This window comes from Prevotella sp. C0026C3 (genome assembly GCF_056590795.1).
Genome location: NZ_JBWPWW010000011.1, coordinates 66362 through 91848, shown reverse-complemented (window position 1 = coordinate 91848; position 25487 = coordinate 66362). Strand labels below are relative to the sequence as shown.

26 protein-coding genes and 1 rRNA gene are annotated in these 25487 nt (G+C 40.0%); 24 read left to right on the top strand and 3 right to left on the bottom strand.

The features are described from left to right. The first annotated feature begins 173 nt into the window (after window positions 1-173). The 24 genes from rrf to AC1EK4_RS08210 all read left to right on the top strand — a co-directional run bounded on the left by rrf (window position 174) and on the right by AC1EK4_RS08210 (window position 22172). Window positions 174-286 (top strand): 5S ribosomal RNA (gene rrf / locus AC1EK4_RS08325). Window positions 287-760: 474 nt separating this feature from the next. Beyond that, entirely contained in the window at window positions 761-1999 is a 1239-nt protein-coding gene (locus AC1EK4_RS08320; protein WP_062435445.1) for a nucleotide sugar dehydrogenase, read from the top strand. A gap of 19 nt (window positions 2000-2018) precedes the next feature. Further along, a complete protein-coding gene (locus tag AC1EK4_RS08315; protein ID WP_480357812.1) occupies window positions 2019-3380 on the top strand; it encodes a lipopolysaccharide biosynthesis protein in 1362 nt (453 codons plus the stop codon). Next, the gene (locus AC1EK4_RS08310; RefSeq protein ID WP_480357811.1) at window positions 3368-4060 is read left to right on the top strand and encodes a DapH/DapD/GlmU-related protein; all 693 of its coding nucleotides are present in this window, start codon (window positions 3368-3370) and stop codon (window positions 4058-4060) included. Before AC1EK4_RS08315 ends, AC1EK4_RS08310 begins: the two co-directional genes overlap by 13 nt. Window positions 4061-4075: 15 nt before the next feature. Continuing rightward, on the top strand, window positions 4076-5512 hold the full coding sequence (locus tag AC1EK4_RS08305) for an NDP-hexose 2,3-dehydratase family protein (RefSeq protein ID WP_480357809.1): 1437 nt from the start codon (window positions 4076-4078) through the stop codon (window positions 5510-5512). Between the two features lie 120 nt (window positions 5513-5632). Further along, window positions 5633-5995 carry a serine O-acetyltransferase gene (locus tag AC1EK4_RS08300; protein ID WP_480357808.1) on the top strand — a complete coding sequence of 121 codons (363 nt, stop codon included), beginning with the start codon at window positions 5633-5635 and terminating at the stop codon, window positions 5993-5995. Then, the gene (locus AC1EK4_RS08295; RefSeq protein ID WP_480357807.1) at window positions 5995-7020 is read left to right on the top strand and encodes a Gfo/Idh/MocA family protein; all 1026 of its coding nucleotides are present in this window, start codon (window positions 5995-5997) and stop codon (window positions 7018-7020) included. Before AC1EK4_RS08300 ends, AC1EK4_RS08295 begins: the two co-directional genes overlap by 1 nt. Next, window positions 7017-7898, top strand: coding sequence for an NAD-dependent epimerase/dehydratase family protein (locus tag AC1EK4_RS08290; RefSeq protein WP_480357805.1), 882 nt, complete (start codon window positions 7017-7019; stop codon window positions 7896-7898). Before AC1EK4_RS08295 ends, AC1EK4_RS08290 begins: the two co-directional genes overlap by 4 nt. After that, a complete protein-coding gene (locus AC1EK4_RS08285) occupies window positions 7895-8713 on the top strand; it encodes a hypothetical protein (RefSeq protein WP_480357803.1) in 819 nt (272 codons plus the stop codon). Before AC1EK4_RS08290 ends, AC1EK4_RS08285 begins: the two co-directional genes overlap by 4 nt. Continuing rightward, window positions 8703-9848: a hypothetical protein gene (locus tag AC1EK4_RS08280; protein ID WP_480357800.1), complete on the top strand. Its 1146-nt coding sequence runs from the start codon at window positions 8703-8705 to the stop codon at window positions 9846-9848. The genes AC1EK4_RS08285 and AC1EK4_RS08280 overlap by 11 nt, the downstream gene beginning before the upstream one ends. After that, window positions 9848-11059 (top strand): hypothetical protein, encoded by a 1212-nt coding sequence (locus AC1EK4_RS08275; RefSeq protein WP_480357799.1) that lies wholly within the window; start codon window positions 9848-9850, stop codon window positions 11057-11059. Before AC1EK4_RS08280 ends, AC1EK4_RS08275 begins: the two co-directional genes overlap by 1 nt. Window positions 11060-11430: 371 nt before the next feature. Continuing rightward, the gene (locus tag AC1EK4_RS08270) at window positions 11431-12135 is read left to right on the top strand and encodes a glycosyltransferase (RefSeq protein ID WP_480357797.1); all 705 of its coding nucleotides are present in this window, start codon (window positions 11431-11433) and stop codon (window positions 12133-12135) included. Continuing rightward, window positions 12132-13277, top strand: a complete 1146-nt coding sequence (locus tag AC1EK4_RS08265; protein WP_480357795.1) for a glycosyltransferase family 4 protein — start codon at window positions 12132-12134, stop codon at window positions 13275-13277. The genes AC1EK4_RS08270 and AC1EK4_RS08265 overlap by 4 nt, the downstream gene beginning before the upstream one ends. 62 nt (window positions 13278-13339) lie before the next feature. Then, complete coding sequence (locus AC1EK4_RS08260) at window positions 13340-13816, top strand: LbetaH domain-containing protein (protein WP_480357794.1); 477 nt, start codon at window positions 13340-13342, stop codon at window positions 13814-13816. An 87-nt stretch (window positions 13817-13903) separates the two neighbouring features. Next, window positions 13904-14659, top strand: coding sequence for a glycosyltransferase family 2 protein (locus AC1EK4_RS08255; RefSeq protein WP_480357792.1), 756 nt, complete (start codon window positions 13904-13906; stop codon window positions 14657-14659). Window positions 14660-14793: 134 nt separating this feature from the next. Further along, window positions 14794-15672: a dTDP-4-dehydrorhamnose reductase gene (rfbD, locus tag AC1EK4_RS08250; RefSeq protein WP_480357791.1), complete on the top strand. Its 879-nt coding sequence runs from the start codon at window positions 14794-14796 to the stop codon at window positions 15670-15672. A gap of 279 nt (window positions 15673-15951) precedes the next feature. Beyond that, a complete protein-coding gene (locus AC1EK4_RS08245; RefSeq protein ID WP_480357789.1) occupies window positions 15952-17130 on the top strand; it encodes a sensor histidine kinase in 1179 nt (392 codons plus the stop codon). Window positions 17131-17329: 199 nt separating this feature from the next. Further along, window positions 17330-17866 carry a YceD family protein gene (locus tag AC1EK4_RS08240; RefSeq protein WP_480357787.1) on the top strand — a complete coding sequence of 179 codons (537 nt, stop codon included), beginning with the start codon at window positions 17330-17332 and terminating at the stop codon, window positions 17864-17866. Between the two features lie 6 nt (window positions 17867-17872). Further along, the gene (gene rpmF / locus AC1EK4_RS08235) at window positions 17873-18058 is read left to right on the top strand and encodes a 50S ribosomal protein L32 (RefSeq protein ID WP_084589749.1); all 186 of its coding nucleotides are present in this window, start codon (window positions 17873-17875) and stop codon (window positions 18056-18058) included. Continuing rightward, window positions 18058-19056: a beta-ketoacyl-ACP synthase III gene (locus AC1EK4_RS08230; RefSeq protein WP_036899508.1), complete on the top strand. Its 999-nt coding sequence runs from the start codon at window positions 18058-18060 to the stop codon at window positions 19054-19056. Before rpmF ends, AC1EK4_RS08230 begins: the two co-directional genes overlap by 1 nt. Window positions 19057-19175: 119 nt before the next feature. Next, window positions 19176-20057 (top strand): GTPase Era, encoded by an 882-nt coding sequence (era, locus tag AC1EK4_RS08225; RefSeq protein ID WP_036899505.1) that lies wholly within the window; start codon window positions 19176-19178, stop codon window positions 20055-20057. A 72-nt stretch (window positions 20058-20129) separates the two neighbouring features. Further along, entirely contained in the window at window positions 20130-21443 is a 1314-nt protein-coding gene (der, locus tag AC1EK4_RS08220; protein ID WP_036899502.1) for a ribosome biogenesis GTPase Der, read from the top strand. Between the two features lie 5 nt (window positions 21444-21448). After that, window positions 21449-21847, top strand: coding sequence for a hypothetical protein (locus tag AC1EK4_RS08215; protein WP_480357784.1), 399 nt, complete (start codon window positions 21449-21451; stop codon window positions 21845-21847). Between the two features lie 4 nt (window positions 21848-21851). Continuing rightward, window positions 21852-22172 carry a TfoX/Sxy family protein gene (locus AC1EK4_RS08210; protein WP_480357782.1) on the top strand — a complete coding sequence of 107 codons (321 nt, stop codon included), beginning with the start codon at window positions 21852-21854 and terminating at the stop codon, window positions 22170-22172. A 57-nt stretch (window positions 22173-22229) separates the two neighbouring features. On the opposite strand, the gene AC1EK4_RS08205 is transcribed toward AC1EK4_RS08210, so the two are convergent. From AC1EK4_RS08205 to AC1EK4_RS08195, 3 genes are all read right to left on the bottom strand, one after another. Continuing rightward, entirely contained in the window at window positions 22230-22991 is a 762-nt protein-coding gene (locus tag AC1EK4_RS08205; protein ID WP_036899497.1) for an ABC transporter ATP-binding protein, read from the bottom strand. A gap of 12 nt (window positions 22992-23003) precedes the next feature. Continuing rightward, on the bottom strand, window positions 23004-23750 hold the full coding sequence (locus AC1EK4_RS08200; protein ID WP_480357781.1) for an MlaE family ABC transporter permease: 747 nt from the start codon (window positions 23748-23750) through the stop codon (window positions 23004-23006). 77 nt (window positions 23751-23827) lie between these two features. Further along, the gene (locus AC1EK4_RS08195; RefSeq protein WP_062435430.1) at window positions 23828-25174 is read right to left on the bottom strand and encodes an ATP-binding protein; all 1347 of its coding nucleotides are present in this window, start codon (window positions 25172-25174) and stop codon (window positions 23828-23830) included. Between the last annotated feature and the right edge of the window lie 313 nt (window positions 25175-25487).

Below are 25487 nucleotides of genomic sequence, written 5' to 3'. Positions count from 1 at the left end.
GACGTTGATAGGGTGTAGGTGTAAAGGCGGTGACGTCAAAGCCGAGCACTACTAATTGCCCGAAACTTTCTTCGTTAGATGCTTTTACTTGATACGGTTATGTGAGAGCTTCATTTAGTTAAGTTTTCATGATTCGTAATAGTTTTTGCTTGTGTGCAATAGTCAACCCCATATTAGGTGGCTATGGCGGCGGTGTTCCACCTCTTCCCATTCCGAACAGAGAAGTTAAGCCCGCCTGCGCCGATGGTACTGCAATGCAATGCGGGAGAGTAGGTGGCCGCCTTCTTTTAACGAGAGCCTCGATTACTGAATGTAGTCGGGGCTTTTTTGTGTATATAAGATAGCGGTCTCTAAGTGAGAACTATGTACACTCAGACGGCTGATGTACTTTTGTACTTGTTGGTTGATTTCATTTGACTCTACAGATGTAACTTTTTTGAGCTTTTATATGGAATATTATTGCAACGTATTAGCTTTTTAGCTAACTTTGCAAAGATTGCATAAGTAAATGATAGGGAGCTATAAAGAAATGTATTATTTATCTGATGTTGTCCCTATATTACGAGCATGTACAGAATGCGACTCTGCGAGTTTCTAACTCTTAGGTGGAGATGTTTGTGTAGATGCTTCCTCTGCACATTAGTCATATTTGATTAATGGAGGAAGTGGAGTATCTGCCGGCATTGATGAGTAGAGTTGTTATATTTAGAATTCAGTACAGTCTATTTGGGAAAGCCAATATAATTATTTGTTTTATAATATGAAAATTGCAGTTGCAGGTACCGGGTACGTGGGCTTGAGTATTGCTACATTGTTGAGTCAGCACCATCAGGTTACGGCTGTGGATGTTGTACCAGGGAAGGTTGATAAAATTAATGCCCGTCGTTCTCCTATTCAAGATGAATATATAGAACGCTATCTAGCAGAGAAACCTCTAGACTTAAAAGCTACTTTGGATGGAGCAGCGGCCTATCAAGATGCCGATTTTGTAGTGATAGCTACTCCTACTAACTACGATCCGGTGAAGAATTACTTTGATACCCGGCATGTAGAAGAGGTTATAGAGCTTGTTTTACAAGTAAATCCCAATGCCATTATGATTATTAAGTCTACCATTCCGGTAGGCTATACTGCTAGTGTAAGAGAAAAATACCACAGTGAGAATATCCTCTTTGCACCTGAATTCTTGCGCGAGAGTAAGGCTCTTTATGATAATCTCTATCCTAGTCGAATTATTATCGGACGGCCAGAAGACGATATTCGTTTAGACCAAGCAGCCCATACTTTTGCTGCTCTGTTACAAGAGGGTGCTATTAAAGAGGATATAGATACGCTCTTTATGGGGTTAACAGAAGCAGAAGCAGTGAAGCTCTTTGCTAATACCTATCTTGCATTAAGAGTAAGCTACTTCAACGAGCTCGATACTTATGCTGAGATGAAAGGACTCAACACCCAATCTATTATTGATGGTGTAGGCCTTGACCCCCGTATTGGCAGTTTCTATAATAACCCCTCGTTCGGCTATGGTGGATATTGTTTACCCAAAGATACCAAGCAACTGCTTGCTAATTATCAAGACGTACCCGAGAATCTGATAGGTGCCATTGTCGAAAGTAATCGCACGCGTAAAGATTTTATAGCTGACCGTGTTCTCCGAATGGCTGGTTATTACGATTATTATAATCGGGGCGATTTTGACGTCAAGGAAGAAAAGCGTTGTGTTATTGGGGTTTATCGCTTAACAATGAAGAGCAATAGCGACAACTTCCGCCAGTCGAGCATTCAGGGAGTCATGAAGCGTATCAAAGCTAAGGGGGCAGAAATTATTATCTACGAGCCAACGCTAGAAGATGGTAGCACTTTCTTTGGCAGCAGAATAGTAAACGACCTGTCTGTTTTTAAATCAGAATCCCAATCCATCATTGCAAATCGTTATGATCCGTCACTTGATGATGTGAAGGAGAAAGTATATACTAGAGATATTTTCCGTAGGGATTAGGAAAATAATTTGGACTTATATGATTCCTCAAATTTTAGGAAATATAAAAAAACTACTCAATTCACATGATACAAGAAGTGCTGCTGTGAAAAAAAACATAGCGGCTTCTTTATTGATTAAGGGTGTCAGCATTATTGTTCAGCTTTTGTTAGTTCCATTAACTTTGGGTTATGTTAACTCTGAGATGTATGGAATTTGGCTAACTTTGTCAAGCATAGTATTATGGCTTAATTTCTTTGATGTCGGTTTTACATTGGGTTTAAAGAACCGTTTAGCAGAAGCTATTGCACTCAATGAATGGGATAAGGGACGCGAATTAGTTTCAACGACCTATGTAATGATGATTTTCATATTTGTTCCCCTTTTAGTGTTATTGGAACTTATTATACCATTGATAGACTGGGCGAGTTTTCTTAATGTTTCTAGAACTTATAATATCGAAATATCGAAGGCTTTATATATTCTTTTTGGTTGTTTCTGTCTACAGATGATAGTAAATGTATTTGTATCTGTAGTCGCAGCTTTCCAAAAGGTAGCTTTGTCATCGGCTTTTCCTGTTATTGGAAATATATTGTCTCTCTTAATCATATATATATTAACAAAAACTTGTTCACCCTCTTTATACTTGTTGGCTATTGCTATATCTTTGATGCCGGTTTTAGTGATTTTGATAGCATCAGTTACACTTTATCATGGGATTTTCAGAAAAATCAAACCTAGTATATCTTCCTTTCGGCGAGAACATGTAAAGGATTTGTTTGGGTTGGGGGTTAAATTCTTCCTAATCCAGATTCAAGTTGTGGTATTATTTCAAGCAACAAATATTCTGATTTCAAATGTATCAGGTCCCAATGATGTTACGGCTTACAATATTGCTTATAAGTATTTAAGTATAGCTATGATGGTGTATAATATTATGTTGACCCCATTATGGCCTGCGTTTACCGATGCTTATGCAAAGGGTGAATTTGGTTGGATGAAGCGCATTTATAAACGTATGAGTAAAGTATATTTGTATTCTGCTTTAGCAATGCTTATCATGGTGATTGTTTCTCCCTTTGTTTACGAATTGTGGGTAGGAGATTCAGCTCATGTTTCTTATATGATGTCAGTTTTGGTAGGTATATATATGATGGTAACTACATGGGACGGTCTGCAAGTGAATCTTATAAATGGTATCGGAGCTATTAAACTTCAAACTTATGTGACATTGTTAGGATTGCTTGTACATATTCCTCTATCATTATTTCTAGGAAGTCTTATCGGAGCTTATGGAGTAGTAGTATCAATGATAACGATAAATATTCTATATTCGACATGTTTCACTATGCAAATTAGGAAACTTATTTCAAACACCGCATTTGGTGTTTGGAAAAAGTAGATATATTACAAATATATAAAGGTATGCTGTATGATTTACTGCGAGATATAGTATTGTATATTAAAAATCTTTGGTGTATATTCAAAGTGCGAAGAAAAGCAGGAGTAGATGTGCATTATACAGCAAGGCTGGGGAAGGTCTTGTTTGAAGGTGGTAATCATGTTAGTCCTCATGCACAATTTAGTGGGCATCTTGGTTATGGATCATATATTGGGCACTATTCTGTTATTAATGCAACAGTAGGTCGGTATTGTTCTATAGGACAGTTTGTTCAATGTAATATGGGTCGCCATACTTATACGGCTCCGTTTGTCTCCACATCGCCTTGCTTTGTTTCTACTAAGAAACAGGCTGGATTTACCTATTGCACAGAAGACTTGTATAATGAGAATTCCGGACCAATAATAATAGGTAACGATTGTTGGATTGGTCAAAGAGTTTTTATAGCCGGGGGGGTAACGGTAGGTGATGGAGCCGTGGTATTAGCACATGCGGCTGTAGTAAAAGATGTCCCTCCTTATGCGATTGTTGGTGGAGTTCCTGCTAAGGTTATTTCATTTCGATACGATAAGGAGACAATAGATTTCCTTTTGAATTTTAAGTGGTGGGAAAAAAGCCCTGATTGGTTGCGTTCTCACCAGAAGGAAATGGTTAATATAGAATTGCTAAAACGTATATAATTTATTTTTCTATATATGAAAAGAGATATAAATGAAATCAAGTTAGATTTTTTAGTATCAGCGTTGCATCATGGCTTTTTTAAGTCTACATCCGATATTTTAAGTTGGATGAAACAACAAAACGAAGAGGTTGTAAGTGAAATTAATCAGATTCCTTTACAGAACCTTCGTGGATGGAGTTACCGTGATGACCGAATTCGCCATAACTCCGGCAAGTTTTTTAGTATAGATGGTATTCGTATCTCTACAAACTATAGAAATGTAAGTAGTTGGGATCAGCCAATAATCAATCAACCGGAAATAGGATTCTTAGGTTTTATAGTGAAAAAGTTTCGTGGAGTGTTCCACTTTTTGATACAAGCAAAGATAGAACCGGGAAATCTAAATGTAGTTCAACTCTCCCCAACTCTTCAGGCAACTCGTAGCAACTATACTAGAGTGCATCAAGGGGCTTCGCCCAACTATCTCGAATACTTCACAGGAGAAAAAGAAGTAGAAGTGTTAGTAGATCAGTTGCAGTCTGAGCAAGGGGCACGTTTCTTACAGAAACGAAATAGGAATATAATTGTGGAGGTGGCAGAGAATGAAGACATTGAACAAAAAGAAGGATTTATATGGGTGACGCTTGGGCAGATTAAAGAACTTCTATCTTTTCCTAATGTCATCAATATGGATACTCGTACAGTCATATCATGTATCCCATTTGGTAACTATTCCGAGCATTCTTTGGATTTGTTGTCAGCTTTCCAGTCGCTCAATACTGACATGCAGTTTAAGCCCAAGTCCTTTATGTATTCAGTATTAAGCCATGACAACCATTTGCATGAGATAACAGACATTATCAAATGGATGACTTCCCTGAAATTCAAATACGAATTGAATGTAGAAAAGATTGGAATTTCGGAAATGAATAATTGGGTCTATGATGGAAATACCATTCAGCATGTAGACCATAAGTATTTTGATGTGATAGGGGTGAATGTACAGATTGGTAATCGGGAGGTTGTCTCTTGGGATCAACCCATGGTGCGCTCTGCCCAGCATGGACTGATGGGTTTTATAGTTAAGAAAATTAACGGAATATATCATTTCTTAGTTCAAGCCAAATTAGAGGCAGGCAATTTTGATGTTGTAGAAATGGCCCCTACGGTACAATGTCTCACCGGCAATTATCGCAAGGGCGAAAATGAATATACTATTCCTTATTTGGATACGATACTCAATGCCCCTAAAGAGAATATATGGTATTCTACCAATCAGAGTGAAGAGGGGGGACGTTTCTTCAAAGAGCAGAACCTCAATATGATAGTAGAGGTTGGTGATGAGTTTCCTATTGATGTAGAGGAAAATTATTGTTGGCTCACTCTCAACCAAATGTTGTCTTTTGTAACATACAATAATTATTTAAATATAGCGGCACGTAGCTTGTTGTCTGCAATAAGATTCTATTAACTCCTTTTATGTTATGAGATGCTCTTGTTTTTTTAAAGCGAGATATAGAGCTCTTGCTATTAATAGATTGTATAAGAATGCCCCCCCCATGTTGTAAAATATTTTTGCAAAGTATATAGTTTGTTAATAGAAGAATTGTATGGGGTAACAATTCCTCCAGAAACTGTTATTGGAGATAATTTAATACTGCCACATTCCGGTCCTATAACAATTAGTCCTTCTTCTATAATCGGTAATAATGTAATTATTCATCCTTGTACATTGATTGGTGGTATGAGAGGGAAAGGTTTTCCTATAATCGGAAATAATGTATTTATTGGGCATGGAGTAAAGATAATAGGTAATGTGAAAATTGGTAATGATGTTTTTATAGCTCCGGGAACGATTGTTGTTAATGATGTTGAAGAAGGTTCCACTATAGTGGGTTGTTCTATGAGGCAAATTAACAAAAATGGAAAGGAGTATGTTAAAAGATATTTGTAATGATAAGAATTGGAATTATATGTCCTTCGGAGATTGCGTTTCGTAGGTTTTCTCCGGCTTTACTACAAAGCAAAGATTTTGTATTTGCCGGTATTGGTATTGCAAGTGCTGAAGAGTGGTATGGTAAGAAAGAATATTATATTACAGAAAATCAGCAGCGTGTTGAAACCGAAAAGAATAAGGCACAGAGTTTTATAGATTTCTTTGGTTGTGGCGAAATTATAGAAGGCTATGAGGCTCTTGTTTCCTCAAACTTAATTGATGCTGTTTATTTGCCCTTGCCACCCGCTTTACATTATAGATGGGCGAAACTCGCGCTAGAGCATGGTAAGCATGTATTTGTGGAGAAACCCTCAACAACAGAAAGCAAGGATACGAAAGCTTTAATCGAGCTTGCAGATTCAAAAAGCTTGGCCTTTCATGAGAATTATATGTTCGTTTACCACAACCAGTTACAGGCTGTAAAAGATATTGTTGCCAGTGGTGAGATAGGAGATGTTAGATTATATCGCATTTCTTTTGGTTTTCCGCGTCGTGCGCAAAATGATTTCCGTTACAACAAAGTGTTAGGTGGTGGGGCGTTGATAGATGCCGGGGGGTATACTTTAAAGTATGCTTCCTATTTGTTAGGCGAAACGGCTAAGCTTACAACTGCACATCTTAACTATCTTCCGGACGTAGATGTTGATATGTATGGTTCGGCTACAATGATAAATGAATTTGGTGTAACAGCTCAGCTTGCATTTGGTATGGACAACGATTACCAGTGTAAGATAGAAATATGGGGAAGTAAAGGTACTATAATCTCTGACCGCATACTGACGGCTCCTGCTGGGTTTGTTCCTACATACCTTATTAAGAAAAATCAAGATGTAGAAACGCGTAATCTTCCTGCCGATGATTCTTTCTTAAAATCTATACAGCGTTTTGCTGATTGTATATCAAGTGACATATTAAGAAGGGAAGAGTATAGTCTCATACAGAGAGAGGCAGACTTGATGACAGAATTTAAGAGGATGGCATGATGAGAAAAATCGCTATTATTGGAGCAAAAGGCTTTATTGGGAGACATTTGGAATGGTTTTTGTCACATGATGTCAATAATCATATCAGTACTTATGATTGTGTAGATGATAGTGCAAGCAATTATCATAAGATTGATATGACGCAATCAAGCTCTGTTGAGCAAATAGATGTTGATGTAGACTATATTTTTATGTTTGCAGGTCTGACAGGAACATTTGCGGGATTTGACAAGGCAGAGACTTATCTTGATGTGAATGAACGAAGTCTATTGTTATTGCTCAATCATATAAGGAAAAGCGGACATAAGCCTAAGGTAATATTCCCATCTACACGTTTGGTATATAAAGGCTGTGACAAGGCATTAACCGAAGAAGCAGAGAAAGAGACCAAAACCATATATGCAGTTAATAAGTTGGCTTGCGAGGGGTATCTTTATGCTTACCGGCAAAGTTTTGACATTCCCTATACTGTTGTTCGTATATGTATTCCTTATGGTAATCTATTAGAAGGAGGATACAGTTTTGGGACTATTGGATTTTTTCATAAAATGGCATCCGAAGGCAAGGATATTACGCTGTACGGAGGTGGTGAGGCTAAACGCACTTTCACCCACATGGAAGATTTGTGTAAGCAAGTCGTTGAAGTAAGTTTCATGAAAGATTCTGATGGTGAAATATATAATATAGGTGGAGAAACTTATTCGCTTAGGGAGGCAGCCGAGATAGTGGCTTCCTTATATGGTACAAAAGTTATTGCAACCGAATGGCCTGAGAAGGATTTGAAAATAGAAAGTGGGCATACCTATTTTGATGATACAAAGATAAAGAAGTTGATAGGAACCTATCAGTACCATTCTTTGATGGATATGACGGTATGAATATCTTTGTAACATATAGCAATGACCTTTATGCTAAAACTAGAGATTTTAGTGCTAAGATGGCAAAAAGGTTTGGTAGATTTGATAAGGTTATAGTCTATAATCCTAATGATATTGATGAAGAATTCAAACGAAAACATCATCATATCTTTGAGAACCCCATAGGAGCTGGTTTGTGGCTGTGGAAACCTTATGTCGTATTAAAGGTTCTTATGGAAGAGGCAAAAGACGGAGATGTTGTTTTCTATGCCGATGCCGGTTCTTTTTTTATACGCCATTGTAGCCATATCATAGACAGTATGCATCAACAGGATATTTGGGTGTCAGACATTCCGTTGGCAGAGTGTGAGTTTACCAAACCTGTGGCATTTGATATCATGAAAGTAGACCGTGAGATTTGGGGGTATACACCGCAGATTCAGGGAAATTTTATTGCTGCTCGTAAGACGGATAAGGGGGTGGACTTTGTGAGACAGTGGCTTGAATGGTGTACCAATTATGAATTAATGTCTCCAGACTCGGCAAATGTTACAGAGGGTGAGTTCGTTGCGCATAGAATGGATCAGTCGGTATTGAGTCTTTTGACAAAAAAAACAGGTCTCACCCCCCATTTGGATCCCACGCAGTATGGAATTTTTCCCTCCAAGTATGGACAAGGTATTCGCAAAATAGAATGTAAGCATACTAAAGAATACCCTGCAAGTATTGTACTGCATCGTAGAAGAGATTTATCTCTCGGAATTGTTTTACGACAGACGATTCTCACTATGTTTCCATGGGTGGGGAAATTGTATTATAGTAGATATGAGGAATAGGACACTTGTTTTTGATTCCACGATTACTGGACATCATCTTGAATATATGCACCATATTTATAAATATGGTGTGGAACATGGAGATTGTGCCGACTTGATCTTTGTGGTTCCTAAAGAATTTAATAAGATGAAGGACGTCTTTGAATGGCAGGAGAGTGCACGCATTGATATTGTGAGACTAACACAAGATGAGTTTTTGAAATGCAATCATCATAATTTGATGATTGCTGCATGGTACAAATCTTTAGTTTTGCGACGATATGTTAAAATGTACCAAGTTACACAGGTTGTTTTGATTATGCTGATGCAGTTTCTCCCTTTTCTTCCTTTTTTACTTCCGTCGAATGTAAAAGTGAATGGCATTATATATAAGATATATCTATATGAATGGAAAGAAATGCCTTTGCTAAAGAAGATACAAGAGGTAATCAAATATCTACTCTTGAAAGGTTCCTCCAAGATCCATACTCCTTTCATTCTAAATGATAATTCTTCGGCAATTTATTTAAATAAATTATATAGAACAAATAAATTCAGAAGTCTTCCAGACCCTATCAATGTTGATTTGATGCAGAGTGCTCAAAATATTAGAGAACAACTTGGCATAAGTGAGGGTGATAAGGTATATCTTCATTTTGGTGGTATGACAAAAAGAAAGGGTACTTTATTGATTCTTGATGCTCTGCATCTTCTTTCTGCGGAGGAATGTCGCGATAAGGTTTTTATCTTTGCAGGGAGAGTATACCAAGATATTCGGACAGAATTCTACGAGAAATTAAATTTACTTCACGATAAGGTGAGGATTATAGTTTATGACGAGTTTTGTTCGTACGACTGGTTGAACAGCCTTTGTTTTTCATCCGACGTTATCCTGCTGCCATATAGTAATTCTTCACAAAGTAGTGGGGTTTTAGGATATGCAGCTTATTATGAGAAACCCGTCATCGGACCAAATAAAGGACTTGTGGGGAAGCTTATCAGAAAGTATAAGATAGGTAAGGCACTGTCTTTGTTAGATGCTAAAACTTTAGCCAATGCGATAGGTATGTCCTGTTTAATAACAGAAAGGTCGTATTGGGAAAACAGTTTGTCGTTCTCTAAGTCTTTAATCTTTTTTACAAATATGAATAAGTAATGAAGAATAGTTTCTATTCTAGTTTACATCATGTAGGCTTATCTTTAGTATTGGTAGGCGTTCCTTATGGAATGTACTTAAATCAGTTTTTTAGAGGAATTGAATGGAGTAGTGTACTAATGGTAATTTCTATATTCTTGATTGCTAATTGGAGGAATTTATTTAAATTAAGTTTTCCTTCTTTTACAAAAAAGTTTTATATAATTTTACTATTTCAGTCTTTGATGATACTATATGGGCAGTTCACTGTTGAAATGGTAGACTCAATGAGGTTTTATGAATTCCATTTGTATGTTATAGCTTTAATACTTTGCATATCAACTATACCTCAAAGTTTTAAGATAGATTCTTTTTCTAAGTATTCCTTTTGGTGCTCCCTTGGATGTACCCTTCTAGGAGCTGCATGTATGTACACTGGGCTTTTAGTTGGTGAAGAAGTATATTATTTAAAGCGTTTTGATCCCGGATATTCTCTTGAGGTGTTTACAGCCTCTTTCGGATGTCTTGTAAATTTCTTTTCGGCATTATGCCTTGTGGGGGAAAGTAGGACTATGCGGTATAAACTTTTTTTAGGTGCTATCATGTTATTAGATATATATTTAATTCTTTTTTGTGGAAAGCGTTCCCCTCTTTTTGCTCTCTTGGTGGGGCTTGTTATCTACGTTTATTTATATAGAATTAAATTATATAATTGGAAAATTATACTTGCATTCATAGTTGTTATATGTGTATTATATAATATCAGTCCTATTATACAGCAACAGTTTCAGGAATTTCTTAGGAATATGTATAATGGAACCCTTAATATGTTGGGTGATAGAACGGTTAGTGATGCTTCTGGCTCGGGCATTCAAAGATATACAGCTCGTTTATGGGCTTATGACTATATAGCCCGAAATTTTTCTTATTTTTCTTATTTTTTTGGAGCCGGTTATATGACAAAGTGGTTGGATAATCCTATTTTACAATCTTTTTTAGATATGGGATTGTTAGGACTATATTTTTATCTTTTGATAATTGTTTATTACCCTCTTCGACTCATGTACAAAAGAATAAAATTTGCTCCGTTAGTTTTGATTGAATTAATTTCTTTGTATGCAATATTGACAATGTTTAATAGTGGGAATCCTTACCAGTATATAAAATATACTCCAGTCGTATTGCTTTTTTATTTTTATAAAAAAAGTGAGGATAAAAGAATTATTAGTTAGTTTTATATATGCGCATCGCTATTATACAGCCACTTGTTCCTCATTATAGAGAAGAGTTTTTTCAAGGCATATCTTCTAGTTTTGAAACAGACATATATGTCTATGAGAGCAGGGTAAGTGCAAATAATTTTAAAGTAGGGACTCTACCAACTTCGTTCATTAAACCTCGGAAAGTAGGCAGATTCCTATTCTTTAATTTTTTCCCATTGATGAAAGAAAACTATGACATAATAGTATATCAATTTCAAGTTATTAGTTTTTTTTCGAGTATATGGTTGGCCATATTATGTAAATTGTATGGCAAAAAACTGGTATTGTGGGGACATGGCATCTCGATATCTCGTTTTCTCAAAGAAGAGCGTACTCCCAATATGTTGTTGAAATTACAGTTGGCTACGGCTCATGGTGCGTGGGTTTACACAGAGAAAGAAAAAGTTTTGTGGCGCACTTTATTCCCCCAAAAGCCTATTGTAGCGTTGGGAAATACTGTTTCAGGTGTTGAGCATATTATCAAGGAAAGTCGTTTGTTCGATAAATATCAGATGCGCAAAAAATATGGTGTGAAAGAAAAGCGTGTTGTTATTTTTTGTGCTCGTTTTAATAATGCATATCGTCGTGTAGATCTTTTAGTTGATTTAATGAGTGGATGTCCTGATATTGGTTTTATTATTATTGGTGATGGCCCGACGAAACCGGATTTGTCTTCTTTTGATAATGTGTATGATTTCGGTACTGTATATGAGCAAATGAAGAAAAATGAACTGTTTGCTATGGCCGATTTCTATTTCCAACCGGCATGGGTAGGACTGTCTATTGTGGAGGCTATGGCTTATGGCAAACCCATTCTGACCTTTAGAAGATCGAAAGATGTTTTGCAATGTGTGGAGTATGCTTATATAGAGCAGGGGAAAAATGGATATATTGTAGATACGATTCCGGAGGTAGTACGAATTATTAGAGAACTCGATGCTGCTAATATTGAAACTTTGAGCGAAGGAGCACGTAGTTATGTTCAAGACCATCTAAAAATGTCCAATATGGTGTCTAATGCTGTTACAATGCTGAAGTCGATATGAAAAAGTTTTTAATCATTGGAAATACTGTAAAGGCAGAGCGAGGTTACGTTACTGGGCAAGCAATCATGATTGATTTTTTTGTTTCTATTGCGCAAAAGAGATTTAATTGCAAGGTTATCTCTTTGTCTCCTATTGTCTCAAATCCAAAAGTTGGGGGATTCTCTATTCTAAGATTGTTAGAATATATTTGGCTTTTAATAAGATGCTGTTGTGGTATCGTCACATTTCGAGCAGATATTGTCTATTTGAGTCCGGCTGCCTCTCGGTTTGGCCTTTGGCGTGATTATATTCTTACTAGGCTTATCGCCTTATGCCATTCCACTTTAATGCTTCAGCAGTTTAATGCACGCTATTCTTCTTTTTATGACAATCTGTCTAAAGTAGACAAAAGAAGAGCTGATTATATATTCAATTATGCAAGTCTGATTACGGTAGAGGGGGAGCTTGAGAAAGCGCAGTTGCCATTTGTGACCGAACAAGATAGAATAAAAATTGTGTCTAATGGCTTACCTGAAAAAAAAATATTTCAGACCAAAGAAGGAAAAACATACGACTTATCGACATTCCATCTGTTGTTCTTGAATAATATGATAGAGTCTAAAGGCTATTGGGAGACACTCGAAGCGGTGGATATATTGGTAAACCAACGAAAAAAAGATATATATTGTCATTTCGTAGGTAAATTTATGACGGCAATTGACGACATGCGTTTTAGTAATGCAAAGGAAGCCGAACAGGCCTTTCTCGACTTCATCCAATCGCGACAGCTAGAACAGTTTGTGACGTATAAAAAATGCGTATTTGGGAAAGATAAGCAAGAATTGTTTGAACAATCTCATGCTTTTTTACTTCCGTCGTATTATGTGATGGAAGGACAGCCTACGGTTATTTTGGAAGCGTTGTCGTATGGCAGTGTTCCTATTACGACACAATATCGTCTTATACCGGAAATGGTAACTGCCCATAATGGTATTTTTGTTAATCCAAAAGATGCTACGGCAATTGCCGATGCTGTAGAAATGCTGATAGATCATAAAGAAAAGTATCAGAACATGTCTCAACAAGGTGTTGACGACTTTCTTAGTCGTTTTACACGTGGGAAATACGAAGAGAGAATAAATCAATGTTTAGACGAAATATGATAGATATATATCCAATATCTCAAGTTCTCATATTTTGTAAAGGAGAATAAAAGCATATTAAAATGAATAATCAGAAGGTAGATTTCTGCAAATTTACAGTAGGTTCATTTGATAAAGGAGCAGGCATATTTAAACAGACTCTTTGGTTTTTTGTTAATGCTTTTGTAGTAAGAGCATCATGGAATCCATTGATGGGTATAAAAATTAGATTGCTGAAAATTTTTGGTGCTAAAATTGGAAAGAATCTTTGCATCAAGAATAATGTGACAATTAAATACCCTTGGAAGCTAAGTGTAGGCGATAATGTTTGGCTAGGAGAGAATTGTTGGATAGACAATCTGGATAAAGTATATATAGGTAGTAATGTCTGTATATCTCAAGGAGCACTTCTTTTAACAGGGAATCATGATTTTACGAAGGTAGATTTCCCTTATCGTAATGCACCAATTACATTGGAAGATGGGGTATGGGTTGGAGCAAAGGCTACGGTTGCTCCCGGTGTAACGATGCGTTCCCATTCTGTCGCAACAATAGGGTAGTGTTGTGACTCATGATACTTTAGCTGATGGAATTTATCAGGGTAATCCGGCTGTGTTGATAAGGCAACGTACGATAAAGTTATAAAAATGAAGGTATCTATTATTACAAGTTGCTATAATAGAGCGGCAACTATCAAAGATGCAATTGAAAGTGTATTGGGGCAAGACTATTCTGATATTGAGTATATCGTAGTAGATGGTGCAAGTAGAGATGGTTCATTAGATGTGATTAATCGTTATAAAGATAAAATCGCGAAAATTATTTCTGAACCAGACCACGGTATGTATGAGGCTATTAATAAGGGAATAAAAGCGGCTACAGGTGATATTATCGGTTTGGTGCATAGCGACGATTGCTTATACGATAACCACACTATCAGCGAGGTTGTTAAAGAGTTTGAACGTACTGATGCAGACTTTGTTTACGGTGATGGTTTGTTTGTCAATAGTGCGGATACCAGTAAGGTTGTTCGTAATTGGATAGGCGGCTCTTATTCAAAAAACAAGGTAAAACTTGGTTGGCTACCTTTGCATCCGACCTGTTATATTCGTCGAGAGGTGATGATGCGCGAAGGGCTTTATAATGAGAAATATAAGATAGCTGCCGATACAGATTTACTTGTGAGATATTTGTATCAAGCGCATTTAAAGGTATATTATTTGAAGCGGTATATCATTAAGATGCGTATGGGGGGGATGTCAACAGATAATGCCAAACGGAAATTGATGTGGCGGGAAGATATTGATGTCTATTCCTCTCATGGTTTTTGGGCTACACCTACCAAAATTATGAAAATGATGTGGAAGATTCCACAGTTTTTTACAGCGAAATTTATGCGCTAATTTGGGACACAAAAGATTATTAATCGAGTAATGATAAATGCAATCAAGGGCAGAAGATATTAAGTTGAATGCTAAGGATACGAAGTATCCACGCTTGAAAGATATGGTTTCACCTTTTGAATTTAAGAAGTGATATGAATATATTGGTAACGGGCGCCAACGGGCAGCTGGGGAATGAGATACAGATAGTCGCCAAGGAGAGTGAGCACGACAAGTATATATTTACCGACGTGTGCGATGGATATATGCATTTGGACATTACTTCTTTGGATGATATAAGGCGGATGGTACGTGAGTATGACGTGAAGTGTATCATTAATTGTGCTGCATGGACCAATGTAGATGGGGCGGAGGCACCGGAAAAGTATGAGTTGGTAGAGAAGTTGAACGCCAAAGCACCGGAAAATCTGGCAATGGTGATGAAAGAAGTAGATGGGTTGCTCGTGCACATCAGTACTGATTATGTGTTTGGGGGCGACCCTTATAACACGCCTTGCAAGGAAAATCAGAAAGGAACTCCCACTGGTGTGTATGGCCGAACAAAGTTGCTAGGTGAGCAATTGATTGCATCTACCGGGGTGAAGCATATCATTCTGCGTACAGCGTGGCTTTATAGTGAATTTGGTAAGAACTTCGTGAAGACGATGATTCAACTCACGGCTACGAAGCCTCAATTGAAAGTTGTATTCGATCAGTGCGGTACGCCGACCTATGCAGGCGATTTGGCGAATGTCATCTTTGACATTGTAGAGAGTCGTAAGTACGAAGGGAATACGGGAATTTATCATTTTTCTAATGAGGGTGTGTGCTCGTGGTATGATTTCACTATCAAGATTGCGGAGTTGGTGGGGAATACTGATTGTGATATTCAGCCATGTCATAGTGATGAGTTCCCCTCGCCTGTGAAGCGTCCGGCTTACAGTGTGCTTGATAAAACGAAGATAAAGGATACGTTTGGAATCAAGATTCCTTATTGGGTAGATAGTTTGGAGAGGTGTATAGCTAATATGTAGGAATCGTATTGTGTTTTCCTTGATTTACTGCCACGCCCTCGCAGCATTGCTGTGGGGGCGTGGCAGTTTTGTTGAAAGGGCGATACAGCGATACTGAGGGGCCATTGCAGGAGCCCCACCCCACTCCAATCGTTTTAGTAGACAAGTTAATAAGTTAACCAGTAAACAAGGTTTTAAGTTGATAAGTAGACGAGTTGGGAGTGAGAAGTAAGGAAATGGGGGTGTGGGTTGTGGCTTGATGAGATATAATATTTCACGAAGTACTGCGTTAGATAGTATATGCTGTGGACAGATAGAATTAGGCAAGTGAAGCTACTGTTGGTTAGTGGGGCTATCGTGATTGCGATAGTGTCGCTTGTCGTGTCGCATATCTTGACGTGTGACCTGTCTATGGAGGAGCGACAGAAGATGGAAGTGTGGGCGGAAGCTATGTCGGCGTTGAACCGAGCTGACCAGAATACGGACTTGGGATTGGTGTTGAAAGTGATGAACGGGAACAATACGATACCGGTGGTCGTGATGGATAATAGGGGAGAGGCGCAACTTTTCCGCAACGTGGAGATGCGAAAGGGGGCGTATGCGGATAGTTTGGAGCAGGCTAAGGTGCTTGGCAGACAACTGAAAGCTGCCGGCCGATGCATTCGTATTCAGTTGAACGACTCTGTAAAAAGTGATTACGTGGATATCTGTTATGGTGAATCGCTGATGCTCAAACAATTACAGCGTTATCCATATGTGCAATTGGGCGTGGTGATGTTGTTTGTCGTGGTGGCTATTTTCGCCTTGTTGACCTCGAAACGAGCTGAACAAGACAAGGTGTGGGTGGGACTCTCGAAGGAGACCGCACACCAGTTGGGTACGCCCATCAGTAGTTTGATGGCTTGGACAGAGATGCTGAAAGAGACTTATCCACAGGATGATTTGATTCCGGAGATGGATAAGGATGTGAAGAGACTGGAACTAATAGCCGATAGGTTTTCTAAGATCGGGTCGCTTCCGGAACTCGTGCCGACGAATATGGCGGAGGTATTGAGTCATGTGGTAGACTATATGGATCGCCGAACATCCAATAAGGTGAGGATAACGATGGAACTGCCCGACCACGATGTACAGGTAATGATGAATAGTCCGCTGTTTGAATGGGTGTTGGAAAACCTGTGTAAGAATGCCGTGGATGCGATGGCTGGCGAGCGCGGAAGCATCGTTTTGCATGTGGAAGAGGACGAGAATAGCGTGATACTCGATGTAACGGATACGGGAAAAGGAATTCGGAAGCGTGATGTGCATAATGTGTTCCGTCCCGGATTTACGACGAAGAAGCGCGGTTGGGGACTGGGATTGTCGCTCGCTCGTCGCATCATTGAGGAGTATCACAAAGGGCGTATCAGCGTGAAAGCATCGGAAGTGGGAGTGGGAACGACGTTTAGAATCGTATTACCTCATCTTAATCTACTCTAATGGATGAAGTAGAAAGACTTTATTCGGTGGTCGTTGCGAGATGAGGTTGTAGTAAATAGCTCTTTTCGGCTTTCTGTTCTTTTGTCTCCTTATATTATATAAAAGAGATGAGAAATGCACATTTTGGATGTTTTGTACATTTAGTTTTTCTCATTTAATTATTTGTATATCAGAATTTATTCGTAACTTTGCAGCCCGTATGGGTAGTTTAGAACCATTTAAGATAGACTTAAAGGGGCTGGAAGAGGGCGATACCAAGCTCGTCTTTCATCTTGACGATAGTTACTTTGAGGCGATAGACGCTCCCGAAGTGAAGCGAGGCGAGTTGCGTACAGACTTTTCCATTCATAGAGTGGGGGACTTCTTTGAACTCGACTTCCACACTGTCGGTACCATACAAGTACCATGCGACCTCTGTTTGGAGGATATGGCGCAGGCCATTGATACCCGGAACAAGTTGGTCGTGAAGTTTGGTGAGGATTATATAGAGGACGATGACCTAGTGACGGTGCCTGAGAATGAGGGTGTAGTCGACGTGTCATGGTTCATATATGAGTTTGTGGAACTCGCCATTCCGTTCAAGCATGCGCATGAGTCGGGGGAATGTGACCCTGCAATGTTGCAACTGCTGAAAGCACACTCGGCTACGGAAGGTGCTCATGAGGATAATGCTGAAGACAATATGGATCCTCGTTGGGCCGGATTAGAGAAAATAAAAACAACAATTAAAGAATAAATAAAAATGGCACATCCTAAAAGAAGACAATCGAAGACTCGTACACTCAAGAGAAGAACGCACGATAAGGCAGTAGCCCCCACATTGGCTGTATGCCCTAACTGTGGCAGTTACCACGTATATCACACAGTATGTCCTACTTGTGGATATTATAGAGGTAAGTTGGCAGTTGTAAAGGAAGTAGCTGAATAATGGAGAAAATTAATGCCATTATCACAGGTGTTGCGGGATATGTACCTGACTATGTGCTCAATAATGAAGAGCTCTCTAGGATGGTGGATACCAACGACGAGTGGATAACGGCACGCACGGGTATTAAGGAACGCCGCATTCTGACAGAAGAGGGGCTTGGTACGAGCTATATGGCGCGTAAAGCTGCTAAACTTTTGATACAGAAGACAGGTGTAGAACTGGATACTATTGATGCGGTAATCGTGGCTACGACCACGCCAGATTATATCCATCCGTCTACAGCATCTATCGTATTGGGCAAGTTGGGATTGAAGAATGCATTCGCATTCGATTTCTCTGCTGCTTGTTGCGGATTTATGTATGCTTTCGACGTAGCCTGCAATATGATTCAGAGTGGACGCCATAAGCGTATCATTGTGATTGGAGCAGACAAGATGTCGGCAATAACCGACTATCAAGACCGTAGCACTTGTGCGCTGTTTGGTGATGGTGCGGGTGCCGTAATGGTCGAAGGTACGACGGAAGATAATGTTGGTTTGATAGATTCTTATCATCGTACAGACGGTAAAGGTCTACCATTCCTGCACGTCAAAGCCGGTGGTTCGGTATGCCCTTCGTCTCATTTTACAGTAGACCATCGCCTACATGCCACTTATCAAGAGGGGCGTATGGTGTTCCGGTATGCTGTAACGGCTATGGGCGATGACTGCATGGAATTGCTGAAACGTAATGGATTGACTCGTGAGGATGTTAGTTATATCGTTCCTCATCAGGCTAATCTGCGTATCATCGAGGCGGTTGCAAAGCGCATCGAATGTCCCATGGACAAGGTACTTGTCAACATCCAGCGCTATGGTAACACCAGTGCCGCTTGCATGCCTTTGGTATTGTGGGACTTCGAGAAGCAGTTGAAGAAGGGCGATAACATCATCTTCACAGCTTTTGGAGCCGGATTTGTGAACGGAGCCAGCTATTATCGCTGGGCTTACGACTCATAGACAGCTTAGATTTGACTCTCCGTTGCGAGGGTAGAAGATTTTTATAATAAATAGAATACGGAGAGACGCATCTTTATATTAGTTAAGGATGCGTCTTTTTGTCCTAAAAGGAGGTAGAAATGCATAAAGCCGGATTTGTTAATATCGTCGGCAACCCAAACGTAGGGAAAAGTACTTTGATGAACCAATTGGTGGGTGAGCGCATCAGCATCGCCACCTTTAAGGCTCAAACCACGCGTCATCGTATTATGGGTATTGTGAATACCGATGATATGCAGATTGTTTTCTCCGATACACCGGGTGTTCTGAAGCCGAATTATAAGATGCAGGAGTATATGTTAGCGTTCTCTGAATCGGCCTTGACCGATGCAGATATCCTGCTTTACGTGACCGATGTGATAGAGAATCCGGAAAAGAATATGGAGTTTCTGGAAAAGGTTAGCAAGATGACAATTCCGGTATTGCTGCTCATTAACAAGATAGATGAGAGCAATCAAAACTCATTAGGCGACATCGTAGAGCATTGGCATCGCTTATTACCCAATGCCGAGATATTACCAATATCGGCTAAGAACAAGTTTGGTGTGGATGTATTGTTGAAGCGCATTAAAGAATTGTTACCCGATTCTCCCCCTTATTTCGATAAAGAACAGTTGACCGACAAGCCCGCGAGATTCTTTGTCTCGGAGATAATACGCGAGAAGATACTGCTATACTACGACAAGGAGATTCCTTACAGTGTGGAAGTGCGTGTGGAAAGTTTCAAGGAAGAAGAGAAACAAATCAATATCGGGGCGGTCATCTACGTTGAGCGCGATTCACAAAAAGGTATTATCATCGGCCATCAGGGTGTCGCATTGAAGAAGATGAACATGGAATCGCGCAAGACTTTGGAAAAGTTCTTCGGCAAAAAGATATTTCTGGAGACCTTCGTTAAGGTTGATAAAGACTGGCGCAGTTCCAAGAAAGAGTTGGAAAGTTTCGGATATAACCCGGAATAGGAGACCCATTAGCTCCTCTCCGTCCCTCCCCAAAGAGAGAGGGTGATATAATTCATGATTTATTATTAATATATGGCAAATTTAGTAGCAATTGTAGGACGTCCGAATGTGGGCAAGTCTACGCTTTTCAATAGATTGACACAGTCGCGTAGGGCGATAGTTAGTGATACCGCAGGCACCACACGTGACCGTCAATACGGCAAGTGTTCGTGGAACGGAAACGAATTCTCGGTGGTTGATACCGGTGGTTGGGTCGTAAATTCGGATGATATTTTCGAGGACGCTATCCGCAAACAAGTACTCATTGCCACCGAAGAGGCCGACTTGGTGTTGTTCCTTGTCGACGTAACTACGGGTGTAACCGACTGGGATCAAGACGTGGCTCAGATTTTACGTCGAGCTAAATTGCCTGTTATCTTGGTAGCTAACAAGGTTGATAACAGTGCAGAATATTATCAAGCTGCCGACTTTTATAGTCTCGGACTGGGCGATCCACAATGTATCAGCGCTGCTACCGGTGGCGGGACTGGTGACTTACTCGACCTGCTTTTGGCGAAACTAGAGAAGAAGGTAGATGAAGTATTGGAAGAAGATATTCCTCGTTTCGCTGTCGTTGGTCGTCCGAATGCCGGTAAAAGCAGTTTGATTAATGCTTTTATAGGTGAGGATCGCAATATCGTTACAGAGATTGCGGGCACCACACGAGACAGTATCTATACTCGTTACGATAAGTTCGGTTTCGACTTCTATCTTGTTGACACTGCCGGAATCCGTCGTAAGAACAAGGTTTCGGAAGATCTGGAGTTCTATTCCGTTATGCGTAGCATCCGTGCCATAGAGAATAGCGATGTTTGTATATTGATGGTTGATGCGCTACGTGGTATCGAAGCGCAGGATATGAACATCTTCCAGTTGGTTCAGAAGAACAATAAATCGCTCGTGGTAGTAGTAAACAAGTGGGATTTAGTGGAGGATAAATCGCAAATAGCCATCAAAACTTTCGAGAATGCGATACGCGAACGTATGGCTCCATTCGTTGATTTCCCCATCATCTTTGCTTCAGCGCTTACCAAACAGCGCATTTTTAAGGTGCTGGAAACGGCTAAACAAGTCTATTTGAATCGTACTTCGAAGGTGGGGACATCCAAGTTGAACGAGGTGATGTTGCCTATTATCGAGGCTACTCCACCTCCATCTATCAAGGGAAAGTATATCAAAATCAAGTATTGTATGCAGATTCCGAACACGCAGATACCATCGTTTGTATTCTATGCCAATCTGCCTCAGTACGTCAAAGAGAACTACCGTCGCTTCTTGGAGAATAAGATACGCGAGAATTGGAGCATGCACGGTTGTCCTATCAATATCTTTATTCGTCAGAAATAAGTGCGATGAAGATACTTCCTGTATTGCTATTGACCTGTATATTGCTCAGTTTTGCAGCCTGTGGTGGCAAGCAAGACGACCAAGGAGAGTTGGCTGCGCGTGCTGCTAAGCTCTATTACGACTATCTATTGCATGGTGATTACGATGCTTTTGTGGCCGGAACGTATCGCCCAGATAGTCTTCCTGCAAGTTATCAGAAGCAATTGGCCGACAACGCGGCCATGTTTATCGGACAGCAAAATGACGAACATCGTGGTATTAAGGATATTCGTATTGTCAGTGGTAAGGCCGATACGGCTAAGCATGTAGCTCAAGTGATGATGCAAATAGTCTATGGTGACAGCACCAACGAGCAGATAGTGGTGCCTATGGTGCAGCATAAGGGCGTGTGGTATTTAAGATAAAGATATGGCCAGTCAATTAGATTATGTACAGTATGTGGCCGACCAAGCTGCTGGAGCAGGCGTAATTACCTTCAGAAAGATGTTTGGTGATTACGGAATCTATTGCGATGGGAAAATTTTCGGCCTTATTTGTGACGATCGGTTCTTTGTGAAACCGACTCAAGCGGGAGCAACTTTGCTTGGAACTCCCGTATTGACACCACCCTATGATGGGGCGAAAGACTACTTCCTTATATCGGATGTGGACGATAGGGATTTTATCTCGGCTTTGGTAAAAGCAACTTGTGCTGAATTGCCTATGCCTAAAGTCAAGAAGAAAAAGTAATATTTGAAATTTTTATTAGGGATGGTATCCGCCAAGCGGATACCATTTTTTGTTTTATTATCCTGTAGTATTAGCGGCCTTTACTTTACGGAAGAGGTCGGAAGCAAACACCAATGCATTGAGTTTCTCGTTCGTCGAGTTCATCACCTCGTCTTTGCTACCCTGCCATTCTTTGTGCCCTTGATAGATAAAGAGAATATTCTCACCGATGCCCATGACTGAGTTCATGTCGTGGGTATTGATGATGGTAGTAATACCAAACTCCTTGGTGATGCCTGAAAGCAGTTCGTCAATGACAAGCGAGGTCTTCGGATCGAGTCCGGAGTTAGGCTCGTCGCAGAACAGATACTTGGGATTCAGCACGATGGCACGTGCTATGGCCACACGTTTTTGCATACCTCCGGATATTTCTCCGGGGAATTTGTTCTGCGCATCCAGCAAGTTTACGCGTGCCAAGCAGTCTTGTGCCCGCTTCTGTCGTTCTCTCAGTGTCATGGTAGAGAACATATCCAGTGGGAACATCACGTTTTCCAATACGTTCAGCGAGTCGAATAGGGCTGCACTTTGGAATATCATGCCCATCTCTCGACGCATCATGACGCGCTCACGCTTTGACATTGTCACGAAGTCGCGTCCATCGTAGAGCACTTGACCAGCTGTTGGTTCGAGCAATCCCACGAGATTTTTCATCAAAACTGTCTTTCCGCTACCGCTTTGTCCGATGATAAGATTGGTCTTACTGTCCTCAAACACCACATTGATGTCTTTGAGTACGGTCTTGTCTTCGAACGATTTAGTGAGATGTTTTACTTCTATCATTGTATGCGGAAATTAAGATAAGAGTTGAGTGAGGAACACATCCGAGAACAATATCAGCACACTGCTGCTCACAACAGCATCGGTACTCGATTTTCCTACTTCAACAGAACCGCCTTCGACGGTGTATCCGAAGTACGAAGACACGCTAGCTATGACGAAGGCGAAGAATGTACTCTTGATAATACTCATCCATACGAACCATGATTTAAATGCATGTTGCAGGCCCAATGTCAAGTCATCGGGCGACAACATGTGCCCTATATAAGCCGTGGCGTATGCACCTATGATACCCATGAACGAACTGAAAATGACAAGAAACGGCATGATGGTCATCAGCCCTAATATCTTTGGCAGGATGAGATAGCTTGCCGAGTTTACGCCCATGATGTCAAGTGCATCGATTTGTTGCGTCACTCGCATTGTTCCCAATTCGGAAGCGATGTTCGACCCCACCTTTCCGGCCAATATCAGACACATGATAGAACTGGAAAACTCCAGCAACATAATCTCGCGAGTAGTATATCCCGTTACCCATCGAGGCATCCATGGACTTTGGATATTCACTTTCATCTGAATGCAAATCACTGCTCCGATGAAGAAAGAGATGAGCAAAACGATGCCAATGGAGTCGATACCCAATTGCGACATCTCCTTCACGTATTGTTTGAAGAACATGCGCATGCGTTCGGGACGGCTGAATGTGCGCCCCATAAGCAGTAGGTATTTACCTAATGTATTGAGATATTTAAAGATAAGCATATCGTTGCAAAAATACGAAATAAAGAGGAAAACGACAAACGAAGCCTTTGTTTTATTATCGTGTTGGTTAATATGTATTATTTATTTTCGTATGAATGTTGGTCTCGGAGATACTTTTTCAGCAAGAAAGTGAGGAAATAAGGAAATGTATAGAACTTTCCGTTAAATCCAATGTTCTTGTTTCCTAGTTTGATTCCGTAGTGAATATCCGGATAGTGTGCACCCTCTATGAGCTTATTGAGTGATGGTGTGGAATTATCATTAGCTTTTACTTCGACAGGGATGAGCGATTTTGTGTCCCGAACAAAGAAATCCATTTCAATAGAGCTTTTATCATTGCGATAAAAATAGAGTTGGTACCCTTGTTTGACAAGCATTTCACCAACGATATTCTCGTAGAGTGCTCCCTTGTAAGTTCCGAAATTTTGGTTTAGGCGCAAGTCGTCTTGTGCCTCATCATCCAATGATGCAACGAGTAGACCGGTGTCATGGAAGTATAGTTTATAACAATTAGGCGAATAATTTCCTTTTAGTGGCAGTTCGGTATTTTCAAGCAGATAACATATATTGATGATTCCTGCATCTGCAAGCCAGTCAATGGTACCTACATATTCCCTGTTACGTGCCCCTTTGGCAATCTTTGATATTTGGAATTTTTTATAGTCTTTAGCTAGGAAAACGGGTATATGGCTGTATACTTGCTTTATTTTTCCTTTGTCCAAACCCTCTGCGTACTTGGTTATATCTTCTTCGTAGTCTCTTAGGAGCTGTCGTTGTAGATTTAGTGACCCGCTAAAATTTCCTTTTTCTATAAATTTGTTGACGACGGCCGGCATACCTCCAAGAATCATATATTCGTGGAATAGAGACATGAAGATATGCATTTCCCCCTCACTAAATGGCGTTAAGGTCGACATGTGTGTATACATGTCGTCGATAATCTGTGCATTATAGCCGCGAGCCCACAGGAATTCTTCGAAGTCCATGGAGTACATATCGTAGTCTTCTTTGTAACCTACGCTCACTGATTCAATCTCTTTGTAGCTGATGCCCATAAGTGAACCGGAGCAGATAACATCGTAGCGCCCATCTATGGCAAAGGATTTTAAGCAAGTCGCACAGCTTGGACAGGCCTGAATCTCGTTGAAGAAAATAAGCGTTTCACCAACTATGAATTGGAATTGTGGATTGCGTAGAGAGAGTTGTTTTAATATTTCGTCTACCTCGTAACCGTTTTCAAAGATAGATTTGAAATGAGGTTGCAAGACGAAGTTAACTTCTATCACACTGCGATAGTTTGCCGTGGCAAATGAACGAATAGAGGTTGATTTGCCTATTTGGCGTGCTCCTTTCACGATAATAGGAAGACGATGCTCCCGTTTGCGCCACTCTGCCAAGTATGTATCAATCTTTCTGTTAAGCATTCTAGATGTTATTAATCACAAAAAAGGAACTGTTTTTAACCGTAAAATCACATTTTATGCATACAAATATAGGTAAAAATCACAAAAATCAGACTGTTTTGGGGTTAAAAATCACATTTTCTGGAAAATAAAAGGCAAGGTATTAGTTTTGTAGAGCCTATCTTTATCTTCTTTAAACTTTTTATTTCTCACTTTTTACTTCTTACTATCAGCGGACTGCAGAGGTGGGGCAACGTTGCTGTTCGGGCTTGTCAGCAAGGCTGTCTAGGCATTGCAGCGTTGTTGTTGCGCCCATGCACTAACTTCTCCTCAG

Bases quoted from the DNA above. Each gene is read 5' to 3' on its own strand.
- AC1EK4_RS08320 (WP_062435445.1), top strand. From the start codon at position 761: ATGAAAATTGCAGTTGCAGGTACCGGGTACGTGGGCTTGAGTATTGCT.
- AC1EK4_RS08315 (WP_480357812.1), top strand. From the start codon at position 2,019: ATGATTCCTCAAATTTTAGGAAATATAAAAAAACTACTCAATTCACAT.
- AC1EK4_RS08305 (WP_480357809.1), top strand. From the start codon at position 4,076: ATGAAAAGAGATATAAATGAAATCAAGTTAGATTTTTTAGTATCAGCG.
- AC1EK4_RS08295 (WP_480357807.1), top strand. From the start codon at position 5,995: ATGATAAGAATTGGAATTATATGTCCTTCGGAGATTGCGTTTCGTAGG.
- AC1EK4_RS08290 (WP_480357805.1), top strand. From the start codon at position 7,017: ATGATGAGAAAAATCGCTATTATTGGAGCAAAAGGCTTTATTGGGAGA.
- AC1EK4_RS08285 (WP_480357803.1), top strand. From the start codon at position 7,895: ATGAATATCTTTGTAACATATAGCAATGACCTTTATGCTAAAACTAGA.
- AC1EK4_RS08280 (WP_480357800.1), top strand. From the start codon at position 8,703: ATGAGGAATAGGACACTTGTTTTTGATTCCACGATTACTGGACATCAT.
- AC1EK4_RS08275 (WP_480357799.1), top strand. From the start codon at position 9,848: ATGAAGAATAGTTTCTATTCTAGTTTACATCATGTAGGCTTATCTTTA.
- AC1EK4_RS08270 (WP_480357797.1), top strand. From the start codon at position 11,431: ATGTTGTTGAAATTACAGTTGGCTACGGCTCATGGTGCGTGGGTTTAC.
- AC1EK4_RS08265 (WP_480357795.1), top strand. From the start codon at position 12,132: ATGAAAAAGTTTTTAATCATTGGAAATACTGTAAAGGCAGAGCGAGGT.
- AC1EK4_RS08260 (WP_480357794.1), top strand. From the start codon at position 13,340: ATGAATAATCAGAAGGTAGATTTCTGCAAATTTACAGTAGGTTCATTT.
- AC1EK4_RS08255 (WP_480357792.1), top strand. From the start codon at position 13,904: ATGAAGGTATCTATTATTACAAGTTGCTATAATAGAGCGGCAACTATC.
- rfbD (WP_480357791.1), top strand. From the start codon at position 14,794: ATGAATATATTGGTAACGGGCGCCAACGGGCAGCTGGGGAATGAGATA.
- AC1EK4_RS08245 (WP_480357789.1), top strand. From the start codon at position 15,952: ATGCTGTGGACAGATAGAATTAGGCAAGTGAAGCTACTGTTGGTTAGT.
- AC1EK4_RS08240 (WP_480357787.1), top strand. From the start codon at position 17,330: ATGGGTAGTTTAGAACCATTTAAGATAGACTTAAAGGGGCTGGAAGAG.
- rpmF (WP_084589749.1), top strand. From the start codon at position 17,873: ATGGCACATCCTAAAAGAAGACAATCGAAGACTCGTACACTCAAGAGA.
- AC1EK4_RS08230 (WP_036899508.1), top strand. From the start codon at position 18,058: ATGGAGAAAATTAATGCCATTATCACAGGTGTTGCGGGATATGTACCT.
- era (WP_036899505.1), top strand. From the start codon at position 19,176: ATGCATAAAGCCGGATTTGTTAATATCGTCGGCAACCCAAACGTAGGG.
- der (WP_036899502.1), top strand. From the start codon at position 20,130: ATGGCAAATTTAGTAGCAATTGTAGGACGTCCGAATGTGGGCAAGTCT.
- AC1EK4_RS08215 (WP_480357784.1), top strand. From the start codon at position 21,449: ATGAAGATACTTCCTGTATTGCTATTGACCTGTATATTGCTCAGTTTT.
- AC1EK4_RS08210 (WP_480357782.1), top strand. From the start codon at position 21,852: ATGGCCAGTCAATTAGATTATGTACAGTATGTGGCCGACCAAGCTGCT.
- AC1EK4_RS08205 (WP_036899497.1), bottom strand. From the start codon at position 22,991: ATGATAGAAGTAAAACATCTCACTAAATCGTTCGAAGACAAGACCGTA.
- AC1EK4_RS08200 (WP_480357781.1), bottom strand. From the start codon at position 23,750: ATGCTTATCTTTAAATATCTCAATACATTAGGTAAATACCTACTGCTT.
- AC1EK4_RS08195 (WP_062435430.1), bottom strand. From the start codon at position 25,174: ATGCTTAACAGAAAGATTGATACATACTTGGCAGAGTGGCGCAAACGG.